We start from the raw sequence: 23,000 nt of genomic DNA on the forward strand, positions 1-23,000 counted from the left end.
CGACGATCTCAGGCGGGAGCGCGTTGCTTTTCTCGGCGTTGCAGCCACGTCTCCCGCCGCACGATCCATTGCTCGGAGCGGGTCTCGCCATTGTGGTGCGCGACCTCGATGAAGCCGACGAACTCGGCGCCCGTCTTCTGCTTGACCCGCCGTGATGCGATGTTGCTCGCGACGTTGCAGACGGTGAACTGATCGAGCCCGAGCGGACCGAAGGCGAAGTCGTTCACGGCGGCGATCGCCTCGCTCATCAGCCCTCGATTCCAATAGGGCTCAGCGAGCCAGAAGCCGCGATGGCCCTTCATCGACTCCATGCGCGGCCGGAAGTGAATATTGCCGATGGCCTCGCCGTCACCGTCGCGCAGCGCCAGCACCCATTGATACAGCTCCTCGCCGGCCGCGATCCTGTCGAGCTGCAGCCTGACGAAGGTCTCGGCGCCGTCAGGAGGATAGGGCCACGGCACGACGGCCGCGAGGTTGCGGATCACGTTCCAGTTGTCGAACTGACGCTGGATCGCCGGCGCATCGGCGAGGGCCAGCGGCCGCAGGATCAGACGGGCGGTATGCAACGTGGGCGTGAGCATGACGCCATGCTGTCGTTTACCAAGCTCGTTTGCAAGCCGGGGTTGCTACGCCGTCTAACTCGCATGTCATTGATACTTCGCATCGCGCTCCGCCATTAAGGTTGCCAGGAACTTTCACGCCCGGACTGGAGCCCGATACTTCCACAACGTTGCATTGCAGTGCATGAATCGAGCACACGCAGCCTGCACGAATGCAGCGCGCGTACAACCGTCGCAGGAAACTGCGCCGGCTCGGGCTCAGGGTTGCGCCCGAACGTCAACCATTCGCTTGCCGCGAGATCATCACGCAGATCTTGGGCTGGCGCGATTCGGGGTGTCGTGGATATGAACCGCAAAGCGGCGGATCGTCAGTTACGTCGTCTGCAGGCAGAGCAGAGCTTCGATCCGCGCACATGGCGCGATCGGCAGCTCGGCCGGGCCGCGCCGTTCTACGGCTCGGAGCTGTTCCAGCTCGGCTGCCCGCCGCTGGCGTCGTTCATCGCCGCGTTCCTCGGCTGTCTGATGACCCTGCATCTGAGTGCAACCGGGCTGTCGCCGCTGATTGCCTCGGCCGCGGCGGCTTTGCTGCTGTGCGCCTCGCTGATCCTGACACGGACCGCGGATCTGGTGCCGAGCACGTTCTTCTCGTCGGCCTATGGCGGCAGCTTCGTCGGCATGACTCCCGTGGCGCTGTTGAACGCAAGCGTCATTCGCGCCGGCCTGCCGCTCGACGCCGCCTTCGTTCTGCTCTCGCTGTTCTGTGGACTGGTGTTCTGTCTGGGCTGTGCGCTCGACATGTGGCTGCGCGGGGGGCTCGCGCGTGGCTATGGTGGACGACTGGGCGCGCTGGCGGCGGTCGCTTCGTTCCTGTTCGTCGGTCTCGCGCCGCTGCTTGGCGCCGAGGGCGAGCTGTTTCCGATCGCGCGCCGCGGCGCGCTGGAGCAGGGGCTCGGCGGCACCGCGCTCACCTTCGCGTTGTGCTCGGTCGGCATGCTGGCGACGATGGCCGCCTTGCGCTGGGCGCCCGTGGCAGGGTCGCGCCGCGCGGTGCGCATCTTCGTTGCGGCGACGGTGGCCTTTGCCGGCCTCGTGGTGCTGCAGCTTCTGCCCAGCAAGGCCCCTGATCTCGACGCCTATTCCGCCGGTTGCTTCGTCGGCATGTCGTCGTTGCGGCGGCTCCGCAGCCTGCCGCAGGCGATGGCCGCGGTGGTGCTGCTGACGTGCCTGCTGATCCTCACCGGTCCCATCCTGCCGAGCGTCGGCGGCAGCCTCGGATACATCGCCTTCGTCTCGGTCATCTTCGTGGATGCTGCGGTTCGTCTGTTCGTCGAGGCAGGCGAATCGCCGTGGCAGACCGTCCTCGCCTGGACGCGGGGATTCGTCGCCACACTCGCTATCTTCGCGGTGCTGCTCACCAGCGAGCTGATGTTTCAGCCGCCGGTGGCGGAGCCCAACGGTCCGTTGGTGAACGCGGACAAAGCCGCTGCGCCGGCGCGGACCACGATGCCCTCACACGACGAGGATCGGCGCGACGGCACGGCGCCCGGCGAGCCGGCCTTCGCCGCTGATACAGCGCCCGATCTGCCGCTTCAGATCCTGAATCCGGAGGGCGCCAATCCGCTCGCCCCGCGGCCCTCGAGTGAGCCGGTCCAGCAGTCCGCGTCGCCCGCGTCCGCAGAGCCGTCCCGGCGGATCGGTCGCGATGGTCGGCCAGCGGGCGTGCTGGCTGCCCGGCTGAAGCGCCAACAGGCACGGGTGGTGCCGCACGCGACGGCGCGACCGCGCATCGTGGCCCGCCATGAGGTGCAGCCCGCGCCGGAGTGGCGGCCGGACCCATCGACGTTGGCGGGACCGTGACAGCGGATCGCGATGGCGCGCTCGACCGGCCGTCCGAGCCCGGCTCTCACCGCTGGCCGCGCCGGTCGCTGAATGTCGTGCCGCTGGCCTCGTTCGCCGGCGCTTTTCTCGGTTGTCTGGCGACGCTGCACCTGTGCACGTCGGGCCTGTCCCCGGCGCTCGCGTCGGTCACCGCCACCCTGCTGCTCTGCGCTGGCCTGATCACGGCAAGAACCAGAGATCTGCTGCCGACGACCTTCTCCTCCTCGGTCTATGGCGGCAGCTTCAGCGGGATGACGCCGATCGTTGCGTTGAGCGAGAGCGTGGCGCGGTCGGGGCTTCCGGTCGACAGGTCCTTCCTGCTGCTGTCGCTGTTTTGCGGCCTCGTGTTCTGCAGCGTCTGCGCGATCGAAATGCGGCTGCGCGTCGTGCTGTTGCGCGGCTATGGCGGCCGCTTCGGCGCGCTCGCGGCGATCGGCTCGTTTCTGTTCCTCAGCCTCGCGCCGCTGCTCGGCGCCGACGGCGCACCGGTGCGCGTCGCCAGCCTTCAGGGCTTCGACAGGGGTCTCAATCATTCGGTGCTCATGCTGGCGCTGTGCGGCGTCGGAATGGTCGCAACGATGGCGGCGCTGAGGCTGCCGCGGGTTGCGGCCGCAGGGCGGCCGGCGCGCATCTTCGTCTCGGCAGCACTGGCCTGTGCCGGTCTCGTCATCCTGCAGCAGCTCGCGCCGGACGATGCCCGCCTGTCCGACGCGTATTTTGCCGGTTGTTTCGTCGGCATGTCGTCGCCGCAGCGTTTGCGGGGTGTCGTCCAGCCGCTGGTCGCCGCGGTAGCGCTGACCGCGTTGCTGGTCCAGGCGGCGGCGGTTCTGCCAAGCGTCGGCGGCAGCCTCGGCTTCGCGGCCTTCGTCGCGGTGGTCGGCGTCGATGCCGGCCGCCGGATGATCAGCCGCGCCGCGCTGCCGCCCGAGCGTCCTGCGCGGATCTCGCTCGGCAGAAGCCTTGCCGCCGCACTCGCGATTGCGGGCGTGCTGCTGCCGAATGACATGTTCCGGTCGGGGCCGGTCGAGGAGACCACGGGATCGATCGTGCAGGTCGAGAGGCCGCCTCAACCTGAGCCCGCCGTTCCAGCCGAGCCTGTTGCGGCCGAGCCGGCCGTGGCGGCAGTCCCGATCGAAATGCCCGCCGATGCGCCGCCGGCCGCCGAGACGACATCCGACGTAGTCCGTCCGGTCGCGCGGCCGGCGCCAAGCGAGCCGCCGCGGCGGCGCCGCGCCAGCCGGCCCGCGGTCGTTGCTCCGCAATCGCGTCCGATCGATCCCGAACCCTGGCGCATCATCCGCGACGGACAGCAGGCGGGTGCAGGAACGGCGGCGACCAGCTCGCCGCCGGCTCGGGCCAAGCGCAGCCAAGCCCGCGTTCCCGGATCAGCACCGGCCGCGCCGCGCGCCGCGCCACGGCCGCGGACGCCCCGGGTGCAGGATCCGCGGCCTTCGGCGTCGGAACCGCGCTGAGCAGGCTCAGCCGAACTTGCGCCGCGCGTCGAGCGCGAGCCCGATGCCGACGCTGCCGAGCAGGTCGGTCTCGGCGATGCGCGCCGCCGGAAACAGCGCCAGGATTGCCTGACGCAGCGCCGGCACCATGCTCGAGCCGCCGGTGAGGAAGATGGTGTTGATGGCAGCGGCCCCGACGCCGGCATCGTCGAGCAGCTTCGTCACCGTGCCGACGACGCGCTCGACGGAATCGGCGATGGCGCGGTCGAAATCCTTGCGCGTGAAGCGGATGCGCGCCCAGTCGTCCTTCTCCGACAGCACCGAGGTCAGCGACTTGGCCGCGGTCAGCGCGATCTTCGCCTGCTCGACGCCGATCGCAAGCGTATGGCCGCGATGCTCCTCCACCACCTTGATGAAGCGGTCGACCAGATCGCGCCGCTCGGCCTCGTAGCGGATCTGCCGCAGCTCGCCGATCACGCCCTTCTTGTAGAGCTGGTTGATGCGGTGCCAGGTGGCGAGCTCGTGATAGTACAGCGTCGGCAGGTTGCGCTTGCCGTCGGCGGTCAGGCTGCCGTAGCCGAGATGCGGCATCACGCTTTTCAGGCTGAGCAGCCGGTCGAAATCGGTGCCGCCGATGTGGATGCCGCCATTGGCGAGAATGTCGTCATCGCGCTGCGTCTTGCTGCGCCGCTCGGGCGAGACGCGCACGATCGAGAAGTCCGAGGTGCCGCCGCCGATGTCGACGATCAGCACCAGCTCCTCGCGGGCGACCTGCTGCTCGTAGTCGAGCGCGGCGGCGATCGGCTCGTATTGGAACGCGATGTGCTTGAAACCCTGGTCCCGCGCGATGCCCTCCAGCGCGCTCTGCGCCTCCGCGTCGGCCGCATCATCCTTGTCGACGAAGCGGACGGGACGGCCGAGCACGACTTGATTGATCTCCCTGCCGAGCCGCGTCTCGATCCGCGTCTTCAGATGCGCGAAGAAGAAGCCGAGGATACCGGCAAACGGCACCGCCTTCTGCCGGATATAGGTCTTCTCGTGAATCAGCGCGGTGCCGAGGATGCTCTTCAGCGCGCGCATGAAGCGGCCGTCGTGGCCGGTCAGATAGCGCTCGATCGCGCTGCGCCCGAACTGGGTGCCGTGATCCTCGAAATCGAAGAACATCGCACTCGGCAAGGTCCGCTGCTCGCCCTCCAGGGGGATGAGCTCTGCGGAGGCGGAATTGCTGAGGCCGACCGTGGTGTTCGAAGTGCCGAAGTCGATGCCACAATGGGCCGCTGCCGCCATGCTCGTCTCGTTTCCGTCCGGGGGGGCGGTCCGCTTAGCCGTTCGGCGGTGCGATGTCATCCGCCAATGTGCGGAGCGGCGCGCATGGCAGTCGTCTGGCGGAGAGATGACTGTGCATCCTGCCTGTCGAAGGTGCAGCCGGGGGCGCTGACGCCCCCGCTGTCCGGTGATCATCCCGCCGGCCTGAATGCCGGTCCCTCGAAGCGCAGCCCGGCTGCGCCGCGTTCGACGCGGTCATGCGCCGCGTGGATGAGGTGCGCCTCGCCGGCGTCCGCTAGGCGCCCGCGGCCGTCCAGCAATGCGGCGAGACGCGCGAGCGCCAGCGCCTTGTTGCGATGCTGGGAGCGGCCGTCGCGCGCGATCGCGACCAGTCCCGTCGGCACGTGAACCGCGCGCACCGCGCTCTCGGTCTTGTTCTGGTGCTGGCCGCCGGGCCCGCCGGCACGGAAGCTCTCGAACCGGACGTCGGTGGCCGCCAACGCCGCCATCCGCTCCGACAGGGGCAGATCGACGATGCCGACGAACCAGTTCTTGCGGCCGTGATGCGGCCGCAGCGGACTGCGGCACACCCAGAGCAGCGAGCCCTGCGTCCAGCGCCGCGCGAGGTCGGCCGCCGTCGGCCCGTCCAGCACGACGATCGCGCTGGCCGGCCCATGCCCGTCCATCTGCTCTCGCGCGATCGCGCATTCGCAGTCCGCCGCCTCGGCCTCGTCGGCGAGCCGCCGCAGCGCATGCGCGACGGCGATCCGGCATTCGGCCGGACCGCGTCCCGCCGTGAGGAGCAGCCGTCTCATCGCCGGTCCTCCCTGCGCGGCCGCTGGACGGCGATCTTCTTCACCGTCACCAGCGGGCGGAAGCTGGCGACGACGCGCGCCAGCCCGAATGCTTCGAGATCGGCGATCACGCCGGCGATCGGCTTGTAGGCCTCCGGCGCCTCCTCGGCGAGCAGCGCGCGGTCCTCGCAGATCACGCGGCCGCCGAACGGATTGCGCGCGAGACGCTCGCGATCCGATCGCGTGGCGCCGACACGGCCGATCATCGAGCTCCGGTCGAACTTGCGACCGGCGCCATGCGCGATCGACCACAACGCCTCCTTTGGCGCCGACGCGAGCGGCGCGACCAGATAGGACAGCGCGCCGCGCGAGCCCGGCACGACGACGAGACCCTGGTCGGACGGCGCCGCCCCCTTTCGGTGCAACACGCCGTCTGCACGATGCTCGATGCAATTGTGCGAGCACGCACAGACCGGATCGGCCTCACAGCGCAAGGCCGTCGCGGCCCGCTGCGCGATGACCTGCCGGTTCAGCGACGCCCAGCGCAGCGCGTGATCATGTGCTGCGAGATAGGCGTGGCCAGCCCCACTGTCCGGCGCGAGCGGCTTGAGACCCTCCGCAACGTGCCGTTCGAGCAGCGCATGGCCGAGGCCGCGCGAGCCCGAATGCACCAGCAGATGAGCGCGGTCGCGATCGATGCCACAGGACGGATCGAACACCTCCTCGACCGCCTGCAGCTCACAGAAGTGATTGCCGCCACCGATCGTGCCGAGCGACGCATCGAAGTCGGACGGCGCAAGCTGATGAGCTGCGAGCTCGCTCACGATGTCGCCGTCATAGGGTGTGGCGACGTCGCGCAGCCGGTCGGCCGCCTTGTCGACGCGGATCCGGCGCGAAGCGAGGTCGAGCGCGAACAGCGCCATGCCGCAGCCCGCATCGGAGCCGACGAAGGCCGGGTGGATATGGTCGGCGAGGATGGCGCAGCCGACGGGACCGAACTTGCCGGGATGCAGGTCCGGCATGCCGGCGACAGCACGCACGCCACAGATGTCAGCCACCGTTTCGAGCTGGCGCGCAGCGGCGCCCTCGATCCAGGAGCTGGACGAGTAGAAGCCGTGGACCGGCGCACGGCCGTCCACGCGATGGGAATTGCCCATGTAAATACCTTGGAGAAAGATAGGGAGAACTGGTCAGGGACTATCAGCGCGCGCGGACGCACGCATGCCAGACCAAACCTCGCCTCACGCGAGGATCAGTCCCGGCGGCTCCTGGCGGAGCAACGGATGATCGCAGTCATCGTCTCTCTCCTGTGCGGCGGAGCCGAATGCTCGACGCCGGAGCGCGTAGTAATCACATCCCGATCACATTGGCAATGTACGTCATTCAACCAATGTCCCGCTGTGACGTACAGGACACGGATGCCCCGCCGTTTTCGAGCAGCTCGCTTTCTCTCCGTCATTGCGAGGAGCGCAGCGACGAAGCAATCCAGGGCCCCGCGCACCACACTGGATTCTTCGCGGCGCTCGCACAGAATGGGTGGCATCGAAGATGGACGACGGCGCATCTGCCCGCAGCCGGCAGATCCAGGCACGTGCATCCTCGCGATCAGAACAGCGCGAGGAAATCGCCGAGGAAATAGATGATGGCCACCACGATCAGCGCGCCCATCAGCAAGAAGGAAAGCTGCACGGCGATCGCGCAGCCGCCCAGGGTCGTCGCCATCGCCGCGACGTGCCGCTCCTCGCGACGCAACTGACCCACGACGCCGAGAATGATCGCAAGCAACCCGAGCGAGACCGCGGCCACCGGCAATTGGCGGTGCAGGCGGTCGGTCCAGGACGTCTCGCGCGCCGGCGCCTGGTAGTCGACGCCCTTGATGCGCGCCATCAGGCGCTCCTTCACGCGATGTCCGACATCGACGATGACCTGGTCGATCGGCGGCGGCGGATCGATCACCGGCAGCCCCCAATGCGGCAGAACCGCCGCGACCAGAGCAACAAGCCCGATCACGCAACCGATGATGCCCAGCCGGCGTGACTGAACGATCGTGTCTGTCATGGCTCAAAATCTCCGATGCGGGCGTGCTGCGTCTGCTTCGGTCGCGGCGGAAGGATTGCGAAACGTTAATCTCGTCATCGTCACCGCGGAAAGGACCCAACCCCCGCAAGCCTGAACGCCTGGATCATGCGTCGGCCGCCGGAGCTCTCCGGTTCAATCCCTCCGATCCGCCCAAGCTCATAGCAAGCGCGTCGCAAGGTGCTGCGCCTCCCAGCCTTCGAGAAATTCCCGCTGCTGCGTGACCCAGCGGACATTCTCGCTACCCCATTCGCGCGAACGGCTGGCCTGCTCGCCCATCAGCCAGAAGTGCCTGACGATCACGAAGGCATGCGCGGCCTCGAAATCAGCGGCCGAGATCGGGCGGACCGAGCGGTAGCCGTCGACGAAGGCGTGCCACGCCGCATGAAAGCGCCGGCCGAACGACAGCTTGGCCCACAGGAACACGGCCAGGTCATAGGCCAGATAGCCGGGACCGCCGTCGTCGAGGTCGAAGAACACGGCCTCGCCGCCGGCGCCGATGCGCGCATTGAAGCCGTGGCAGTCGCCGTGACAATGCGTCCATGTCAGGCCCTCCATCGCCTCGATCCGTGCGGCGGTTCGCTCCGCGATGTCCTGGAGAAGGCCGCCATCATCGGCATCGATCAGACTGCAGAGCTGTTGAACGCGCGCGAGCGGCCGGCGCAGCAGATGGTCGAGGTCCAGAAGATAGAGCGGCGCTTCGGGCCGATAGGACATCGCCGCCGCGTGCACTCGGGCAAGCGTCACGCCGTTGGCGCGCGCGTCGCTCTGCGATGCGACCTCCGGGGTCCGTCCCTCGATGGCGTGAAACAGCACGCCTTCGCGGCGGCCTTCCGCCGCCTTGCCGCGTACGAACAGCGCGCCGTCGCGTGCCGGAACCGCCGCGGCAACCGGCACGCCGCAGCGCGCGAGATGTGCGAGGAAGTCGGTCTCGGTGCGGACATCGGCCGGGCCGCGGGCGCGGTGATGCGACAGACGGAAGACGTAGCGTGCGCCCGTTGCGGATATAATCAGATAGACGTCGTTGAAGCCGCGGTTCATCAGGCGGCACGCGAGCGGCTCTGATAGCGCGTAGTGTGTTGCCACGAAGCGGCCCACGCTCTCGGCGCCGGTCGTGGTGTAGATCGGCTCGAAGTCGGGCACGTCGCGTGTTCCGTATTGTGGAGACGATGGCATCCTAGGCGGCTGCCGTCCGCGGTGAAAGGCGGGACGGGCACGAGCAATCCATCGCATTGGCGTAGGCAGGTTGTACCGGGCTGCCCGTCGGGCAAATCGATCGAGGTGGCGAGCGCAATCTGCCGCTCGTGTCCAGCCCGCCTGCGAAAAATATTCTTGTTTCGCTTTTCCGGAAATCATGCTTATCTCCCGCGCATCCCGCCTCATGCAGAGAGGGGCGTACGCGTCGTCACGATACGCGGGGGCGGGGAGTGGTGGCCGTCGCGAGGTCGGGCGCGTTCGCGCGCAAGACGGCTGATGTCGTGGCGGACGGTCAAGCCGTGTGGTCCTGGCGCCCCGAAGCTGGCGCCAAGCTCGCGATCACGTTCGTGCGTGGTTGCGAGCGACGGGGGCAAACAAGCCGGTCCCCGGGGAGAGCGCGGAGCAGCCGTGAAAACCATCGCGCAGGGAAGGCCGGGTCGCTCCGGCTGAACCTGTGGTTCCTGCCCCGTGCATTTTCTCCGCACGGGGGCCACGGGCCTCGGCCGAGGCTCGGTCTTCCCTGCGCCCTCTCGTTTCGAGAGGAGATCGATCAGCACAGCTCGGGCCCATCGCGCCGCGAGAGCGCGAAGTCATGTCTCGACGCGGCGCATCTCAAGTTGGCCGATGGCCGTGAAGGCGAACGCGCCTCGCGAAGAAGGCCCGGCGGCCGAATGCCGCAGCAGCCGGCCGCGGGCGCGCGCTCCGGATTGACCGGGATCAAGAGCGCTCGCGCTTGCTCCCTTAAGCCCCTACAACTCTGTTGTTCGTTGTGATCAAGAATGGACGTCGTGGTGCCGCAAGATCCAATCGTGCCTCCATCTGGCTTGCGGCGGCGGCTCGGACTGCCGCTGCTGGTCCTCTACGGCACGGGCGTGACCGTCGGGGCCGGCATCTATGTCCTGATCGGCGCGGTCGCCGGTCATGCAGGAGTCCATTCCTCCTGGGCCTTTGCGCTGGCGGCCTTCGTGATGGCGTTCACCGCCGCCTCCTATGCCGAGCTTGCGACCCGCTATCCCGTGAGCGCCGGCGAGGCCGCCTATGTCCGCGCGGCCTTCAAGTCGCGGCTGCTCTCGACGGCGGTCGGCTCGCTGCGACTCGCCACCGGCATCATCGCGGCGGCCGCAGTGACGCTCGGCGGCGCCGGCTACATCCGGCAACTGATCGATCTGCCGACGCCGCTGATCGCGATGGCCATCGTGGTCGCGCTCGGCATCGTGGCGTCCTGGGGCATTCTCGAATCGGTGATGCTCGCCGGACTGCTGACCTTGATCGAGACCGGCGGACTGGTGTGGATCGTCGTCTCGGCCGTTCACTCCGGCGTCGCGTTCGGCCCTGCCTTGCTGACGCCGCCGCCGCTCGATCTCGGCGTTCTTTCCGGCATCACCTTCGCCGGCCTGCTCGCGTTCTTCGCCTTCGTCGGCTTCGAGGACCTCGCCAACGTCGTGGAGGAGGCCAAGAGCCCGCAGCGAAGCATTCCGTGGGCGATGGCGCTCACGCTGCTGATCACCTCCGTGCTGTATGTGCTGATTGCTGCGATCGCGGTGACCGCCGTGGCGCCGGGCGTGCTGTCGGCCTCTCCGGCGCCGCTCAGCCTGGTGTTCAATGCCGTCGCAGGCATCAGCCCCGCCACCTTCACCGCGATTGCGATCGTGTCCACGCTCAACACCATTCTCGCTCAGATGACGATGACGGCGCGCGTCGTCTATGGCATGGCGGGGCAGGGCGACCTGCCGCGCATCGCCGGCCGCGTCGATCCGCGCACCGGAACGCCGCTGATCGCAACCGGCCTCGTCATGCTGGCGGTCGCGATCCTCGCGCTGGCCTTCCCGCTGGAGCGGCTGGCGGAAGGCACCTCGCTCGCGACGCTGACGATCTTCGCCATCGTCAATCTGTGCCTGCTCCGTATCCGCATCCGGCGCATCGGATCGGATGCCGCCCATGTGCGGGTGCCGCTATGGGTCCCCGCACTTGGTCTCATCACGTGTATGCTGATGATCGTCAGCGCGTTCGTCGCGGCCTGAGCGGACCGATGGGAAACCGTGCGGCGATGTACCGGGTTGCCCGATGTCCCCCGGCGCAGACCTGGCGGTTTGACGTAGGACCATGTCGATGCCGGATCTCATGAGCCTCAGTCCCGCGATCATCGCGATCGTCGTCGCGCTCGGCATCGGGTTGCTGATCGGCTTGGAGCGCGAGCGCCGCAAGGGCGAGGGGCCCGGGCGCTCGCCCGCGGGCTTGCGGACCTTTGCCGTCGCGTCGCTGGCCGGCGCGGTGAGCATGCTGATCGGCGGCAAGCTGCTGCTGGCCGTCGTCACCGCTGGAATCATGGTCCTCGCGGCGATCGCCTATTGGCGTTCGCGCAGCGACGATCCGGGACTGACCTCGGAGGCGGCGCTGATCCTGACCGTCCTGCTCGGCGGCCTCGCCACCGAGCAACCTGCTCTGGCGGCGGGCGTCGCCGTCGTGCTGGCGGTGCTGTTGGCGGCCCGGCCGGTGCTGCATGACTTCGTCCGTTCGGTGCTCAGCGAGAGCGAGCTCAAGGACGGCCTGATCTTTGCCGCGGCCACGCTGGTCGTGCTGCCTCTGCTCCCGGATCAGCCGATCGGTCCGTACGGCGCGCTCAACCTGCGCAGCATCTGGACGCTCGTCGTCCTGATGATGGCGATCGGTGCCGCCGGACATGCCTCGATGCGTCTGCTCGGCGCACGCGGCGGGCTCGCCGTGTCCGGCTTCGCCTCGGGCTTCGTCTCCAGCACGGCCACGATCGGCGCGATGGGCGCACGGGCGCGCAAGGCGCCGGAGCTTGGCGGCGCCGCGGCCGCAGGCGCGGCATTGTCGACCGTCGCGACCATCGCCCAGCTCGCCGCGGTGCTGGCCGTCACCAGCCTTCCCGCGCTGCAGGCGCTGCTGGTCCCGCTGCTCTGTGCCGGCGCGGCGGCGGCGATCTACGGCGCGATCTTCACGATCGTCGGGTTGCGGCAGAGCGGTTCCGCCGACCTGCCGCCCGGACACGCCTTCAGCCTGCCGGGCGCGCTGTTGCTGGCGCTGACGATCTCTGCGGTGCTGGTGCTCTCGGCCGCGTTGCGCGAGGCGTTCGGCGAAGCCGGCCTGGTGGCGAGCGCCGCCGTCGCCGGTCTCGTCGATACCCATGCGCCGGCGGTGGCCGCGGCTGCGCTTGCCGCGTCGGGCAAGATCGGCGCCGCCGATGCCGTGGCTCCGGTGCTCGCGGCGCTGTCGGCGAACACGATCAGCAAGATCGTGGTGGCGTGGACCAGCGGCGGGTCGTCCTTCGCCCTGCGCCTCGTCCCCGGCCTCGTCCTCGTCATCGCAGCCGCCTGGGCCGGCGCCTTCGGACCGAGCCTTGCCCATGGTCTTGCCGATGTGCTGGTCCATCCGTGAGCGCGACGTCCGCGCAGCACCTACGCGCTGCGCGGCAAGCGCTCGACCGCGGCAGCAGCACCGCTGCGATGCTGGACGAGCCACGCGATGGCGTCGTCCTCCTTCATCGGCTTGCCATACAGCCAGCCCTGTCCATAGGAGCAGCCGAGCATGCGAAGGCACTCGGCGTCCGCCTCGCTCTCGACGCCCTCGGCGATCATGCGGTGGCCGAGCGGCAGCGCCACCGCGGTGATGGCCGCGACGAGCTGCTGATCCCGTCGGTTGCTGGCGATGCCGTGGATGAAGGAGCGGTCGATCTTGATGGTGTCGATCTCGACCGCCATCAGGTTCGCGATCGAGGAATGGCCGACGCCGAAATCGTCGATCGCAAGACCAAAGCCGTATTGGTCGATCAGCTTCAATTCGTCGGCGCAGCGCTTGGGATCGAACATCGCCTCTTCGGTCACCTCGATCTCGATCCGGTGGGGATCGACGCCGTAGCGCTCGGAGACTGTCTTGAGGGTCTGCGCCGGCGAGTGAAGCGGGAATTCCCGCGGCGAGACGTTGATCGATACCCGGATGCCGTGCGCCTTCTTGCGGTCGAGCGCGCGCAGGAACGCGCAGACGCGCTCGCCCACGAACTCCGTGAGCTGGCCGGACAGGCGCAATCGGATCGCCGCGGACACGATGTCCGGCGGCGGGATCAGTCCGGCGCTCGGGTGCTTCCAGCGCAGCAGCGCCTCGAAGCCGATGACCTCCTGCGTGGCCATCGCGACCTGGGGCTGGAATTCGACGTGGAGCTCGCGGCGGGCCAGCGCGGCGGGGAGCTCGGCATCGAGCCGGCGCTGCTGCGTCAGCTCGGACTGCATCTTGGCGTCGAACACGCGCATGCAGGCGCGGCCGTCGTCCTTGGCGCGATAGAGCGCGACGTCGGCGCGGGCGGAGAGCTCTTCCAGATCGATCGGGCCTTCCGCATGCGCCGCGATGCCGATCGAGCAGCTCACGGGCAGCACCTGGCCCGCGATCGCGAGCGGCTGCGCGAGGGCGGCCATCAGCCATTCGGCGAGTGCGACGGACCGGCTCGCCACGTCGTCGCCCTGCATGACGACGACGAACTCGTCGCCGCCCAGGCGGACCGGCAGATCGTCGCCGCGGCAGGCGGATTGCAGCAGCGCGGCGATGGCCTGAATGACCCGGTCGCCGGCATCGTGGCCGCGCGCGTCGTTGATGGTCTTGAAGTTGTCGACGTCGATCAGGAGGAATGCGACCCCGCGTCCGGAACGGCACGCCGCGGCGGCCACGGTGCGGAAATGGCTGCGATTGGCGAGCCCGGTGAGCGAGTCCGTGCGAACCAGACGCTCCAAAGCGTGGTTGGCCTCGGCGACGGATTCCGCCAGCACGGTCGCCTCGATGGCGGTCTTCTGGCTCGCGATGAAGTTGCGCTCGCCGAGCCGCGCTGCGCGGAACAGCATGAAGGTCAGGAAGGCGACGTCGACCGCGACGATGTAGTCGACGTCGCTGCCCGAGATCAGCATCCGCAGCACGGTCGCGCCCATCAGCGGCGCGCCGAACGCGATCGCCATCCTCGAATAGGCGAGACTCTGGATGATGGCCCCGGTGGTGGTGCCGGCCATGATGAAGACGACGTCGTTGACGTTGTGCGCGTGGGAGAAGGCCGGCAGCGCGATCGGGACGATCGCCCACAGCACGCCGCTGGCGAAAGCCATGATGGTGAGATTGCGCAGCACGCGCTGTGGATCGCGCTCGATCCGTCCGGACGATTTCAGGTACGACACCCATCCGGCGCGGAACGCGGCGAAGACGATGGCGGCGCCCAGCCACCAGAAGATGAGGGTGCCGCCCTCCCTGAGATACAGCAGCAGCGCCAGCGACGTTGCGATCGCCACATTGGCGAACATCGTGAGGGAAATGTTCTGCAGCGAGCTGGCTGCCTGGGCTTTCGCGAGCGCCGCCGCTTTGCACTCGGTGGTTGCGGTCTGCATGCGCGGAACGGACGGCCCTGCTGGATCGGTGACGGAAGCGGGCAGCCATGGCGGCGGCCCATGCGGCAACGCGCGAGCATGCTGAACAGGGACCTAAAGTGGAGTTAATCCAGTCCGATATATGGCCGGACGGCCGGGCCATTCGGCCTGCGGATCTGGCGGCCGAGCGTTCGCAGACGCCAGCGAGAGCAGCATGTCGCCGCCGCCGGGGCGATGTCCAGCATCAACACCGACAACGGGCCGATCCGCTACGGATCGAGCTCGGTGTCCCAATAGAGATAGTCGAGCCAGCTGTCGTGCAGGTAGTTCGGCGGGAACAGCCGGCCGTTGCGATGGAGCTGGTGGACGGTTGGCGCATAGGGCGCCTGCTTGGGGAACATCTTGGCCTGCTGTGGCGTCAGATTGCCCTTCTTCAGATTGCAGGGCGAGCAGGCGGCGACGACGTTCTCCCAGGTGGTCTGGCCACCCTTGCTGCGGGGGATGACGTGATCGAAGGTCAGGTCGTCGCCGGAGTGGCAGTACTGGCAGGCGAAACGGTCGCGGAGGAAGACGTTGAAGCGGGTGAAGGCCGGATGCGTCGACGGCTTTACGAAGGATTTCAGCGAAACCACGCTGGGCAGCTGGATTTCGAAGGACGGACTTCGGATCGCGCGGTCGTAGTATTCGACAATGTTGACGCGATCGAGAAACACTGCCTTGATCGCGTCTTGCCACGACCAGAGAGACAGCGGGTAGTAACTCAGCGGCCGGAAGTCCGCGTTCAGCACCAACACCGGCCAACCGCCTTGCGAGACATGTGCGTTCAAGTAACGCTCCTGGCCTCCATAACGGCTGCGAAGCAGCATGCCCTGACATACTACATGCAGCGTGACGGGATTGTGAAGCCCCAAGAATGGCTTGACATGGCTTCTCCCGCCTTTGGAGCTGCCGTCCAAAGCGCGTCAGAACCGTGGCAGAGCGCCCGATCCGCCGCACTGCAAATCAGTTGCATGTCTTCCGGCACGACGACCAGCAGGACGACCAAGGTCAGCCCGGGACCCGCTCCAGCTTCTGCAGGCAGCGGTGGATCCTGACCTCGTCCGGCATCGGCCGGTCCGGGAAGCTCGTGCTCCAGTTGGTGACGCCGACCTCGCCGACATAGATGTCGCCGCGGCTGTCGATGGCGAGGCCGTGCGGGGCCAGGAAGCGGCCGGTTTCCAGGCCCGGACCGTGCTCGCCGCCGAGCCGGGCGATGCGCCGGCCGGTGGCGTCGGTGATGGTCAGCCGCGGTCCGAGATTGGGAACGTTGAGGTTGACCGGCATGCCGGGGCCGAGCTCGCCGATGATGAAGGTCTTGCGCCCCGCGCCGCAGGCGCACAGCGCGCAGGGCCGATGCAGATTGTTCCACTGCGTCTCGTAGCGGCCGTCGCCGTCGAAGATCTGGATGCGGTGGTTCTCGCGATCGGCGACATAGACAAAACCGTCGGCATCGGTCGCGATGTTGTGAACGATGTTGAACTGGCCGGGATCGGAGCCGGGCTCGCCCCAGCTGCGGATCAGCCGGCCGTCGGGTGTGTATTTGTGGACCCGCGCATTACCGTAGCCGTCGGAAACGTAGATCTCGCCCGAGGGCGACAGCGCGGTGTGGGTGCAGCGGTTGAACGGCTCGCCGCTCATGAACGGCGCCGGACGCTCCGGCAGGCCGATGGTCAGCAGCACCTTGCCGTCATCCGTGCATTTGCGCACGGTGTGGTCGCCATCGTCGGTGCAGTAGAGATTGTCCTCGCTGTCGATCGACAAGCCGTGGGCGCGGCTGAACAGGCCCTCGCCCCAGCTCTTGATGAAATTGCCGTCGCGGTCGAACACGATCATCGGATGGGCGCCGCGATTGAAGGCGTAGACGCGATCCTTGCTGTCAACGGCAACCGAGGCGACGTCGGTGAGCGCCCAGCCCTCGGGCAGCTTGGCCCAGTCCTTGACGACGCGATAGCTGTAATTGCCCGTTCCGAGAATGGACATCGCCTCGCCTCCCTGCCTCTGCGCAACCTCAGTCCGGGCAACGCTACACGGGTTTGGTCGCGGGTGAAAACCTGCTTACGTCGCCATCGTCAGCATGTGGCCCTCATGCGGCGGAATATGACCTTGCAAGGTGTCGAGATAGACGCGCTGTACGGCCTCCGGTCCGCGTCCTTCCGTGATCGTGAGCCAGCCGTCGAGCCGCGGGGCGAAGTCCCGCCACGCCGCGCCGAGCCGGCTTTCGATGCCGCCGGGTCCCCATTCCCTGGCACGCTTCCTGATCTGGTCGGGCGCGAAGAACCAGGTGGGCGGGGCACCGGGAAGCATCTCTGCATCATCGCTGCCGTCCTGATGCGTCAGCCCGACGCGGCCGGAATAGACGAGGTTGTCGCCGTAGTGCCGATGCAGCGCGGCGCGGAGGCTGGCGTTGCCGGCCATGTCGACGAACGCCGCGCGCGACCTCGCGTCGAGCCCGTCGACCGCGTCGTAGGTCACGACCGCGTCGTAGCAGCCGAGCGAGCGGACGAAGGCCGCATTCGATGGCGAGGTCAGCCCGATCACGCGGATGCCCTTGCGCCGCGTATGCAGGAGGTGGGCGAGACCGAACGCGGTCTTGCTCGAGGCCGAGGACAGGATGACGGTTGTGGCGCCGAAATGAGCCTGTTCGGCGAGAAAGTCGTCGACCAGGAACGACAGCATGAACAGCGGGCGCAGCAGCGCCTGATCATCGCCTTGCCGTCCGGCAAAGGCGGGATCGTCGCCCACCCGCGCATAGGCGTTGTAGACCGGCGCGACGCCCTGGCGGTGCGCGGCCGCGTCGCGCAGGCCGCGCTTGCCGACGTCGGCGGCCTCGATGACGAGATGCGTCGCCATCGGGAAGTAGCCGAACAGGCGCTCGCCTTGCGCGACGGCAGGATGGCGGGACGCGATCACGTCGCCGAAGCCCCACACGGGAATGATGCCGAAGCCGTCGGGCGCGGGAAACAGTTGCCAATATTTCAACTGCTCGCCGAGCAGCGCGTAGGTGATGTTGTTGGCGGTGAAGGCGAAGCGGTCGACCTTCACCAGCAGCGCCTCGGCAGGAAGCGCGTCGCCATCGGGAAGCTCGGTGACGATCGTCTTGCACTGCTGCAGATCGCCGCGTGCGACGATGAAATCGGACGATTGCATGATGAAGACCTCGGCCGTTCGTTTGCTGTGCGTCGTGGCGCGATCCTGGCCGACATCGATGACCGTTTTGCAACCCCAACTTTGTTTGAAACGCCGTTCACCGGAGTTGTTAGTTCGCCGGCGTGATCACGCCCTCGCGCTTCTTGACGACGCGGTAATAGCTCCACCACAGGTGCGCCGCCGCGCCGCGCAGCGGGCGCCACGCTTCGGCCAGCGGCATCATCTGCTTGGCCGTAGGCCGCGTCGCAAGCCCGAGCCCGACCTTGACCGCCTCCTGCACGGCGAGGTCGCCGGACGGCCAGGCGTCGCCATGGCCGAGGCAGAACAGCAGGTAGACGTCGGCGGTCCACGGCCCGATGCCGGGCAGGGCGGTCAGGGTGGCGTGCGCGGCGTCGGCGTCCTCATTGGCGAGCACGTCGAGGTTCAGCCGCCTGGCGCCGAGCTCGTGCGCGATGTGCTTCAGCGTCTTGATCTTGGCGGCAGAGAGGCCGAGCCGTCCCAGCCGGTCGGCTCGGGCGCGGCGGACGGCGTCGGCATCGAACGGATCGAATGCCGCCTGCAGCCGGCCCCAGATCGCGGCCGCGCTCGCGGTCGAGAGCTGCTGGCCGCAGACGATGTGGGCGATCCCGGCGAAGCCCGGCTCACGCCTCCGGAGCGCCGGCATGCCGGTCGCTTCGAGGACGGGCGCCAGCCGCGCGTCCTGCTTCACCAGGTCGCGGATCGCGTCCTCGAGAACGGCTTGGCTGTCGAGGTGAAGGGTCATGGCGTCGCCGAACGCAAGGCTGGGCCATGTCGCGCCGGGTGGACGGCAGGAAGGCCCAGGGCTAAGGCAGCATCAGTCACGGCTGGAACTCTCATGAGCTTGCGTAGCATCCCCTCCGACATGGCCCGCCACAAGGTCGCCGGGATCGACTCCCTGCTGGATCGCGTCGTTGCCGAGCACGGCGTGTTTCTGCCGCTCGCCATCGAGAGCGGCAGCCGCGCCTGGGGCTTTGCCTCGCCCGACAGCGACTATGATTGCCGGTTCGTCTATGTGCGGCGCGCCGCCGATCATATCAAGCCATGGCCGGTGCGCGACGTCATCGAGTTTCCGCTCGAAGATGATTACGACGCCAACGGCTGGGATCTGGCCAAGGCGGTACAGCTGCTGCTGAAGGGCAATGCGGTCATCATCGAATGGCTGCGGTCGCCGGTGGTGTATCGTGGCTCCGCTTGGTTTCGTGATGACTTTCTCGCCTTCGCCAGGAGCGTGGCGAGCCGCGATGCCGTGGCGCGGCACTATCTGCATCTCGGTGAACGGCAGCGCCGCGCGTATTTCGGCGACGGCACGGAGGTTGCGCAGAAGAAGATCTTCTACGCGCTGCGGCCAGCCGCGACGCTGCGCTGGCTGCGCCTGCACCCAAGGGAAGCGGTGGCGCCGATGCATTTCCCGACCTTGATGGCGGAGTGCGATCCACCCGCGGCCTTGCAGGCGGAGGTGGCCGAGCTGATGCAGCGGAAAGCCTCGACCCGCGAGCTCGGCATCGCACCGCTGCCGCCCGTGGTGGCCGCGTTCGTCGATGCCGAGTTCGAGCTGGCCCGGTCGGCCTTCAGCGAATGCCGCAGCAGTACGGCCGAGATGATGCAGCAGGCAGAGCACTTTTATCGGACCGTGGTCGAGCGTCTGGAACGCGAAACGCAGGCAGGAGAGGCGCAGGGCTCTGTGGCGTCGAACTCATCATGATGCCACCCGTTTTCCGATTCGCCCCCAGCCCCAACGGCTATCTGCATCTCGGCCACGCTTTTTCGGCGCTGTTGAACTTCCAATGCGCACAGCGGAGCGGCGGCCGCTTGCTGCTGCGGATCGAGGACATCGATCCGACCCGCTGCCGCCCCGAGTTCGAGCAGGCGATCTATGAGGACCTCGCCTGGCTCGGCATCGCCTGGGAGCAGCCGGTGCGGCGGCAATCGGAGCACCTTGCCGAGTACCGCGCTGCGCTGGACCGGCTGCGGGGCATGGGGCTGGTCTATCCGAGCTTCGAGAGCCGGGCCGAGGTCGCGCGGATGGTCGCGCAACGGGATGCAGAGGGGGCTTGGCCGCGCGATCCGGATGGCGCGCCGCTCTATCCGGGGACGGCGACCTCGCTCTCCGAGGCGCGCCGTGCGGCACTGATGGCCAGCGGCGCGCCCTATGCCTTGCGGCTCGACATGGCCGCCGCGGTCGCGCGCGCCGGCCGGCCCGCCTGGGACGAGCATGGCGCCGGGCCTTCGGGCGAGAGTGGCAGGGTCGAAGCAAGGCCGGAGGCCTGGGGGGATGTGGTTCTGGCGCGCAAGGAGACGCCGACCAGTTATCACCTCTCCGTCGTGCTCGACGATGCCCTGCAGGGGGTGACCGAGGTGGTGCGTGGGCAGGACCTGTTTCATGCCACCAGCGTGCACCGGCTGCTGCAGGTCCTGCTCGGCCTGCCGGCTCCGGCCTATCGGCATCACCAACTGATTCGCGACGCGCAGGGCCACAAGCTGTCCAAGTCCTCCCGGGCGACGGGATTGCGCGCCTTGCGTGCGGAAGGCGTCTCGCCGGCGGAAATCCGACACAGGATCGGCATGGTCTAGCCGCGTCCTGCCGCAAGCCCTGATGTCTCCCCACGTTTCCGGCGGGGACAACCTCCGGGGCATCGTGACACCCGGAAACGACCGTGCCATGCTGCTCAATGGCGCGGGTAATCGGGAGCTTCAATCGAAAGCGGCACGACGAGACATGACAGTACAAGTGCCCCTTCGTTTTTCGGAGTTCATGTCACAGGGGCCATGATGAAGCGCGTTCGGAAGATGAGTACGGGGCGTCGGGCCCGACCGGCCAAGCCGGCTGCGCCCAGGTCCGCCGGCGCGTCCAGAGCGCCCGCGGAAAAGGCGCCCTCCAGGACGACATCCCCGAGGATGCCGTCGTCCGCAGCACAAGCGCCGAAGACACAAACGCAGAAGACCAGGGCCGCGAAGGCGGCGCCGGCCAAGGAGCGCACCAAGGCGCGACCGCTCAAGAAGCACGTTCCTCAGGTCACGGCGATGGCGGGGAGCCGGCGAAGCGCGGCCAAGTCCGGAGTGAGGAAGCCCGAGACCGCGAAGTCCGCGCCCAAGGCTGCCGCTGGATCACCAGGAGTCGTCGAAGCCGCGCTGGCGGTGTTCGCCCATGAAGTGCGCACGCCGCTGACTGGCATTCTCGCCATCAGCGACCTGCTCGCCACCTCCGAGCTTGGCGAGCGCGAGCGGCGCTGGGTCGATACGATCAAGGCCGGCGCGGAGCATCTGTCGAGCCTCGCCACCCTGTTCGTCGATGCCGCCAAGGACGAGACCACCGGCGCGCTGCCGCGTGAGGATCTGTTCGATCTGCGCGTGCTGGCGCGGGCCGCCGGAGACTCGCTGTCGGGCCGCGCCGCCGCCAAGGGGCTGGATGTCAAGGTCCACGTTTCCGACGACTTGCCGGGACTCGTGATCGGCGACCCCGTGCGGCTGCGCGCTGCGCTCGAGAACCTGATCGACAATGCGGTGAAGTTCACCGAGCAGGGGGGCGTGGCGCTGGAGGTCGTTCCGGCACGCCGCGGCGGTCGCGGCAAGCCGAGCAGGGGCGCAGGCCGAGGCGCGGGCAGGGGCAGCGCCGCGATCGCCTTCCACGTCTCGGATTCGGGCATCGGCCTGACCCTGAAGGAGATCAAGCGGCTGTTCCGGCCGTTCAGCCAAGCCAATGTTTCGATTGCCTCGCGCTTCGGCGGGGCCGGACTCGGACTGTCCTCGGTCCGGCAACTGGCGCGCGCCATGGGCGGCGATGTCGCAGTGGCGCCGCATGAAGGCGGCGGCACGACCTTCACCCTGACGGTGACGCTGACCGTTGCGGCTACACCGCACGCCACCGCCGGCGGATCGGAAGATGGTGTCGCCCTCGCGCCGACGCGGCCCCTGCGGATCCTCGGGGTGGAGGACAATCCGTTCGGCCGCGTGGTGCTCAACACCATCCTCAATGAACTCGGCCACCAGGCCGAGTTCATCGGCCGCGGCGAGGCGGCGCCGGAGCGGATCGCGGCCGGCAATTACGATGCGGTGCTGATGGACATGGTGCTGCCCGGCATCAACGGCGTCGAGGCGATTGCTCGCATTCGCAAGCTGGACGCGCCCCACGGGACTATCCCGATCATCGGCGTGTCCGGACGCGGCGAGGACGAGGCGGCCTCGCGGGCTGCCGGCGCGGACGCGTTCCTGCTCAAGCCCGTTTCGCCGCGGGCTCTAGCGACTGCGCTTCTTGGAGCGACACGCCGCGCGGCAGCCGCGACTTGATGATCGAAGCGTTCAATTCGCCGCCATACACGAAGATCGCGGCGATGAAATACAGGAACACCAGTGCGATGATCACCGATGCGAGCCCTGCATACATCGTGACGTAGTTGTTGGCGAAGCGCGCCAGGTACTGGCCGAACACGATCCCTGACACCAGCGAGGCGATGAAGGTGAAGACGATGCCGGGCAGGATCTGCATGAAGCTGCGCCGCCCCGCCGGCAGCCAGGCGTGCAGGATGAACAGCGCGACGACCAGCGCGCTGATGGTGATGCCGTAGCGCGTCAGGTTGACGAAGCGCTCGTTGGCTTCGACCGCCAGCGGCAGGTAGCGCCGGGCGGTGGCGAGCATCAGCGGGCCGAGCACGATCAGGAACGACATCGCCAGCGCCGTGAACGCGGCGACCAGGGTATAGCCGATCGATTCCAGCCGCAGCCAGTACCAGCGGCGCTGTTCGATCACGCCGTAGGCGCGGTTGAGCGCGACCCGCAGCGCCTCGACGCCGTTCGAGGCGAAGTAGACCGCGAGCACGGCGCCGATGGTCAGCGCATCGGTCCGGGTCGTGGTCAGCACGTCGTGGATCTCGCCGGTCAGCGCATCCGCCACCTGCGCCGGCCAAGTCTCGAGCATCAAGGTGGCGGCCTGGTCGGCCAGGTCCTTGGAGCCGAGAAAGCCGGCGAGCGAGGTCAGGACGATCAGGAAGGGAAACAGCGCCATCAGGGTCGACAGCGCGATATGGCTGGCGATCGCCCAGCCGTCGTCGGCGAGGAAGGTGTAGAACGCGTCCATGACGACGTGGAAGATGTAGCGAAGCGCCTTCACCTGTCCCTGCACTCCGCGAAAGAACGTGATTTGTACAATCCGATATTACGGGTCCAAAAGCCAGAAGTTGCAGCGCCGGCTGCGCGGATCCGCCATGGCGCTCTTGC

At 68.0% G+C, this 23,000-nt stretch carries 19 protein-coding genes; 7 read left to right on the top strand and 12 right to left on the bottom strand.

Going from position 1 to position 23,000, the window contains the following annotated elements; translation table 11 throughout:
• Positions 1-8: 8 nt before the first annotated feature.
• The gene (locus tag QX041_RS24050; RefSeq protein WP_315754349.1) at positions 9-581 is read right to left on the bottom strand and encodes a GNAT family N-acetyltransferase; all 573 of its coding nucleotides are present in this window, start codon (positions 579-581) and stop codon (positions 9-11) included.
• A 324-nt stretch (positions 582-905) separates the two neighbouring features.
• Here QX041_RS24050 and QX041_RS24055 point away from each other — a divergent pair, with 324 nt between their 5' ends.
• Complete coding sequence (locus QX041_RS24055; protein ID WP_316166733.1) at positions 906-2,417, top strand: hypothetical protein; 1,512 nt, start codon at positions 906-908, stop codon at positions 2,415-2,417.
• Complete coding sequence (locus QX041_RS24060; RefSeq protein ID WP_316166734.1) at positions 2,414-3,910, top strand: hypothetical protein; 1,497 nt, start codon at positions 2,414-2,416, stop codon at positions 3,908-3,910. Before QX041_RS24055 ends, QX041_RS24060 begins: the two co-directional genes overlap by 4 nt.
• Positions 3,911-3,916: 6 nt before the next feature.
• Here the strand turns inward: QX041_RS24060 and QX041_RS24065 are convergent, their stop codons facing one another.
• The 5 genes from QX041_RS24065 to QX041_RS24085 all read right to left on the bottom strand — a co-directional run bounded on the left by QX041_RS24065 (position 3,917) and on the right by QX041_RS24085 (position 9,168).
• Positions 3,917-5,176 carry an Hsp70 family protein gene (locus QX041_RS24065; protein WP_316166736.1) on the bottom strand — a complete coding sequence of 420 codons (1,260 nt, stop codon included), beginning with the start codon at positions 5,174-5,176 and terminating at the stop codon, positions 3,917-3,919.
• Between the two features lie 170 nt (positions 5,177-5,346).
• A complete protein-coding gene (gene prfH / locus QX041_RS24070; RefSeq protein ID WP_316166737.1) occupies positions 5,347-5,970 on the bottom strand; it encodes a peptide chain release factor H in 624 nt (207 codons plus the stop codon).
• Positions 5,967-7,106, bottom strand: coding sequence for an RNA ligase RtcB family protein (locus tag QX041_RS24075; protein ID WP_316166738.1), 1,140 nt, complete (start codon positions 7,104-7,106; stop codon positions 5,967-5,969). The genes prfH and QX041_RS24075 overlap by 4 nt, the downstream gene beginning before the upstream one ends.
• 448 nt (positions 7,107-7,554) lie before the next feature.
• A complete protein-coding gene (locus QX041_RS24080) occupies positions 7,555-8,007 on the bottom strand; it encodes a hypothetical protein (protein ID WP_315716202.1) in 453 nt (150 codons plus the stop codon).
• Positions 8,008-8,184: 177 nt separating this feature from the next.
• Complete coding sequence (locus QX041_RS24085) at positions 8,185-9,168, bottom strand: phosphotransferase enzyme family protein (protein WP_316166740.1); 984 nt, start codon at positions 9,166-9,168, stop codon at positions 8,185-8,187.
• 863 nt (positions 9,169-10,031) lie between these two features.
• Between QX041_RS24085 and QX041_RS24090 the strand changes: the two genes are divergently transcribed.
• Complete coding sequence (locus QX041_RS24090; RefSeq protein WP_316166741.1) at positions 10,032-11,243, top strand: APC family permease; 1,212 nt, start codon at positions 10,032-10,034, stop codon at positions 11,241-11,243.
• Positions 11,244-11,325: 82 nt separating this feature from the next.
• Positions 11,326-12,621: an MgtC/SapB family protein gene (locus QX041_RS24095; RefSeq protein WP_316166742.1), complete on the top strand. Its 1,296-nt coding sequence runs from the start codon at positions 11,326-11,328 to the stop codon at positions 12,619-12,621.
• Between the two features lie 20 nt (positions 12,622-12,641).
• Here QX041_RS24095 and QX041_RS24100 read toward each other — a convergent pair whose 3' ends face one another.
• From QX041_RS24100 to QX041_RS24120, 5 genes are all read right to left on the bottom strand, one after another.
• Positions 12,642-14,603 carry a putative bifunctional diguanylate cyclase/phosphodiesterase gene (locus QX041_RS24100; RefSeq protein ID WP_315826614.1) on the bottom strand — a complete coding sequence of 654 codons (1,962 nt, stop codon included), beginning with the start codon at positions 14,601-14,603 and terminating at the stop codon, positions 12,642-12,644.
• Positions 14,604-14,851: 248 nt separating this feature from the next.
• Positions 14,852-15,409: an HNH endonuclease gene (locus tag QX041_RS24105; RefSeq protein WP_006610584.1), complete on the bottom strand. Its 558-nt coding sequence runs from the start codon at positions 15,407-15,409 to the stop codon at positions 14,852-14,854.
• 220 nt (positions 15,410-15,629) lie between these two features.
• Positions 15,630-16,601 carry a peptidyl-alpha-hydroxyglycine alpha-amidating lyase family protein gene (locus tag QX041_RS24110; RefSeq protein WP_315826615.1) on the bottom strand — a complete coding sequence of 324 codons (972 nt, stop codon included), beginning with the start codon at positions 16,599-16,601 and terminating at the stop codon, positions 15,630-15,632.
• 75 nt (positions 16,602-16,676) lie between these two features.
• Positions 16,677-17,768 carry a DUF2855 family protein gene (locus tag QX041_RS24115; RefSeq protein ID WP_315826616.1) on the bottom strand — a complete coding sequence of 364 codons (1,092 nt, stop codon included), beginning with the start codon at positions 17,766-17,768 and terminating at the stop codon, positions 16,677-16,679.
• Between the two features lie 109 nt (positions 17,769-17,877).
• Positions 17,878-18,531 carry a DNA-3-methyladenine glycosylase 2 family protein gene (locus tag QX041_RS24120; RefSeq protein ID WP_315826617.1) on the bottom strand — a complete coding sequence of 218 codons (654 nt, stop codon included), beginning with the start codon at positions 18,529-18,531 and terminating at the stop codon, positions 17,878-17,880.
• A gap of 93 nt (positions 18,532-18,624) precedes the next feature.
• On the opposite strand from QX041_RS24120, the gene QX041_RS24125 reads away from it, so the two are divergent.
• The 3 genes from QX041_RS24125 (at position 18,625) to QX041_RS24135 (ending at position 22,073) form a co-directional block, all read left to right on the top strand.
• Positions 18,625-19,491, top strand: coding sequence for a nucleotidyltransferase domain-containing protein (locus QX041_RS24125; protein WP_315753873.1), 867 nt, complete (start codon positions 18,625-18,627; stop codon positions 19,489-19,491).
• Entirely contained in the window at positions 19,491-20,360 is an 870-nt protein-coding gene (gene gluQRS / locus QX041_RS24130) for a tRNA glutamyl-Q(34) synthetase GluQRS (protein ID WP_315826746.1), read from the top strand. The genes QX041_RS24125 and gluQRS overlap by 1 nt, the downstream gene beginning before the upstream one ends.
• A gap of 558 nt (positions 20,361-20,918) precedes the next feature.
• Entirely contained in the window at positions 20,919-22,073 is a 1,155-nt protein-coding gene (locus QX041_RS24135) for an ATP-binding protein (protein ID WP_409999241.1), read from the top strand.
• On the opposite strand, the gene QX041_RS24140 is transcribed toward QX041_RS24135, so the two are convergent.
• Positions 22,000-22,893: a YihY/virulence factor BrkB family protein gene (locus tag QX041_RS24140; RefSeq protein WP_315718152.1), complete on the bottom strand. Its 894-nt coding sequence runs from the start codon at positions 22,891-22,893 to the stop codon at positions 22,000-22,002. The genes QX041_RS24135 and QX041_RS24140 overlap by 74 nt on opposite strands.
• Positions 22,894-23,000: the final 107 nt, after the last annotated feature.

This window comes from Bradyrhizobium sp. SZCCHNRI2009, from assembly GCF_032485115.1.
In the GTDB taxonomy this organism is placed as follows: domain Bacteria; phylum Pseudomonadota; class Alphaproteobacteria; order Rhizobiales; family Xanthobacteraceae; genus Bradyrhizobium.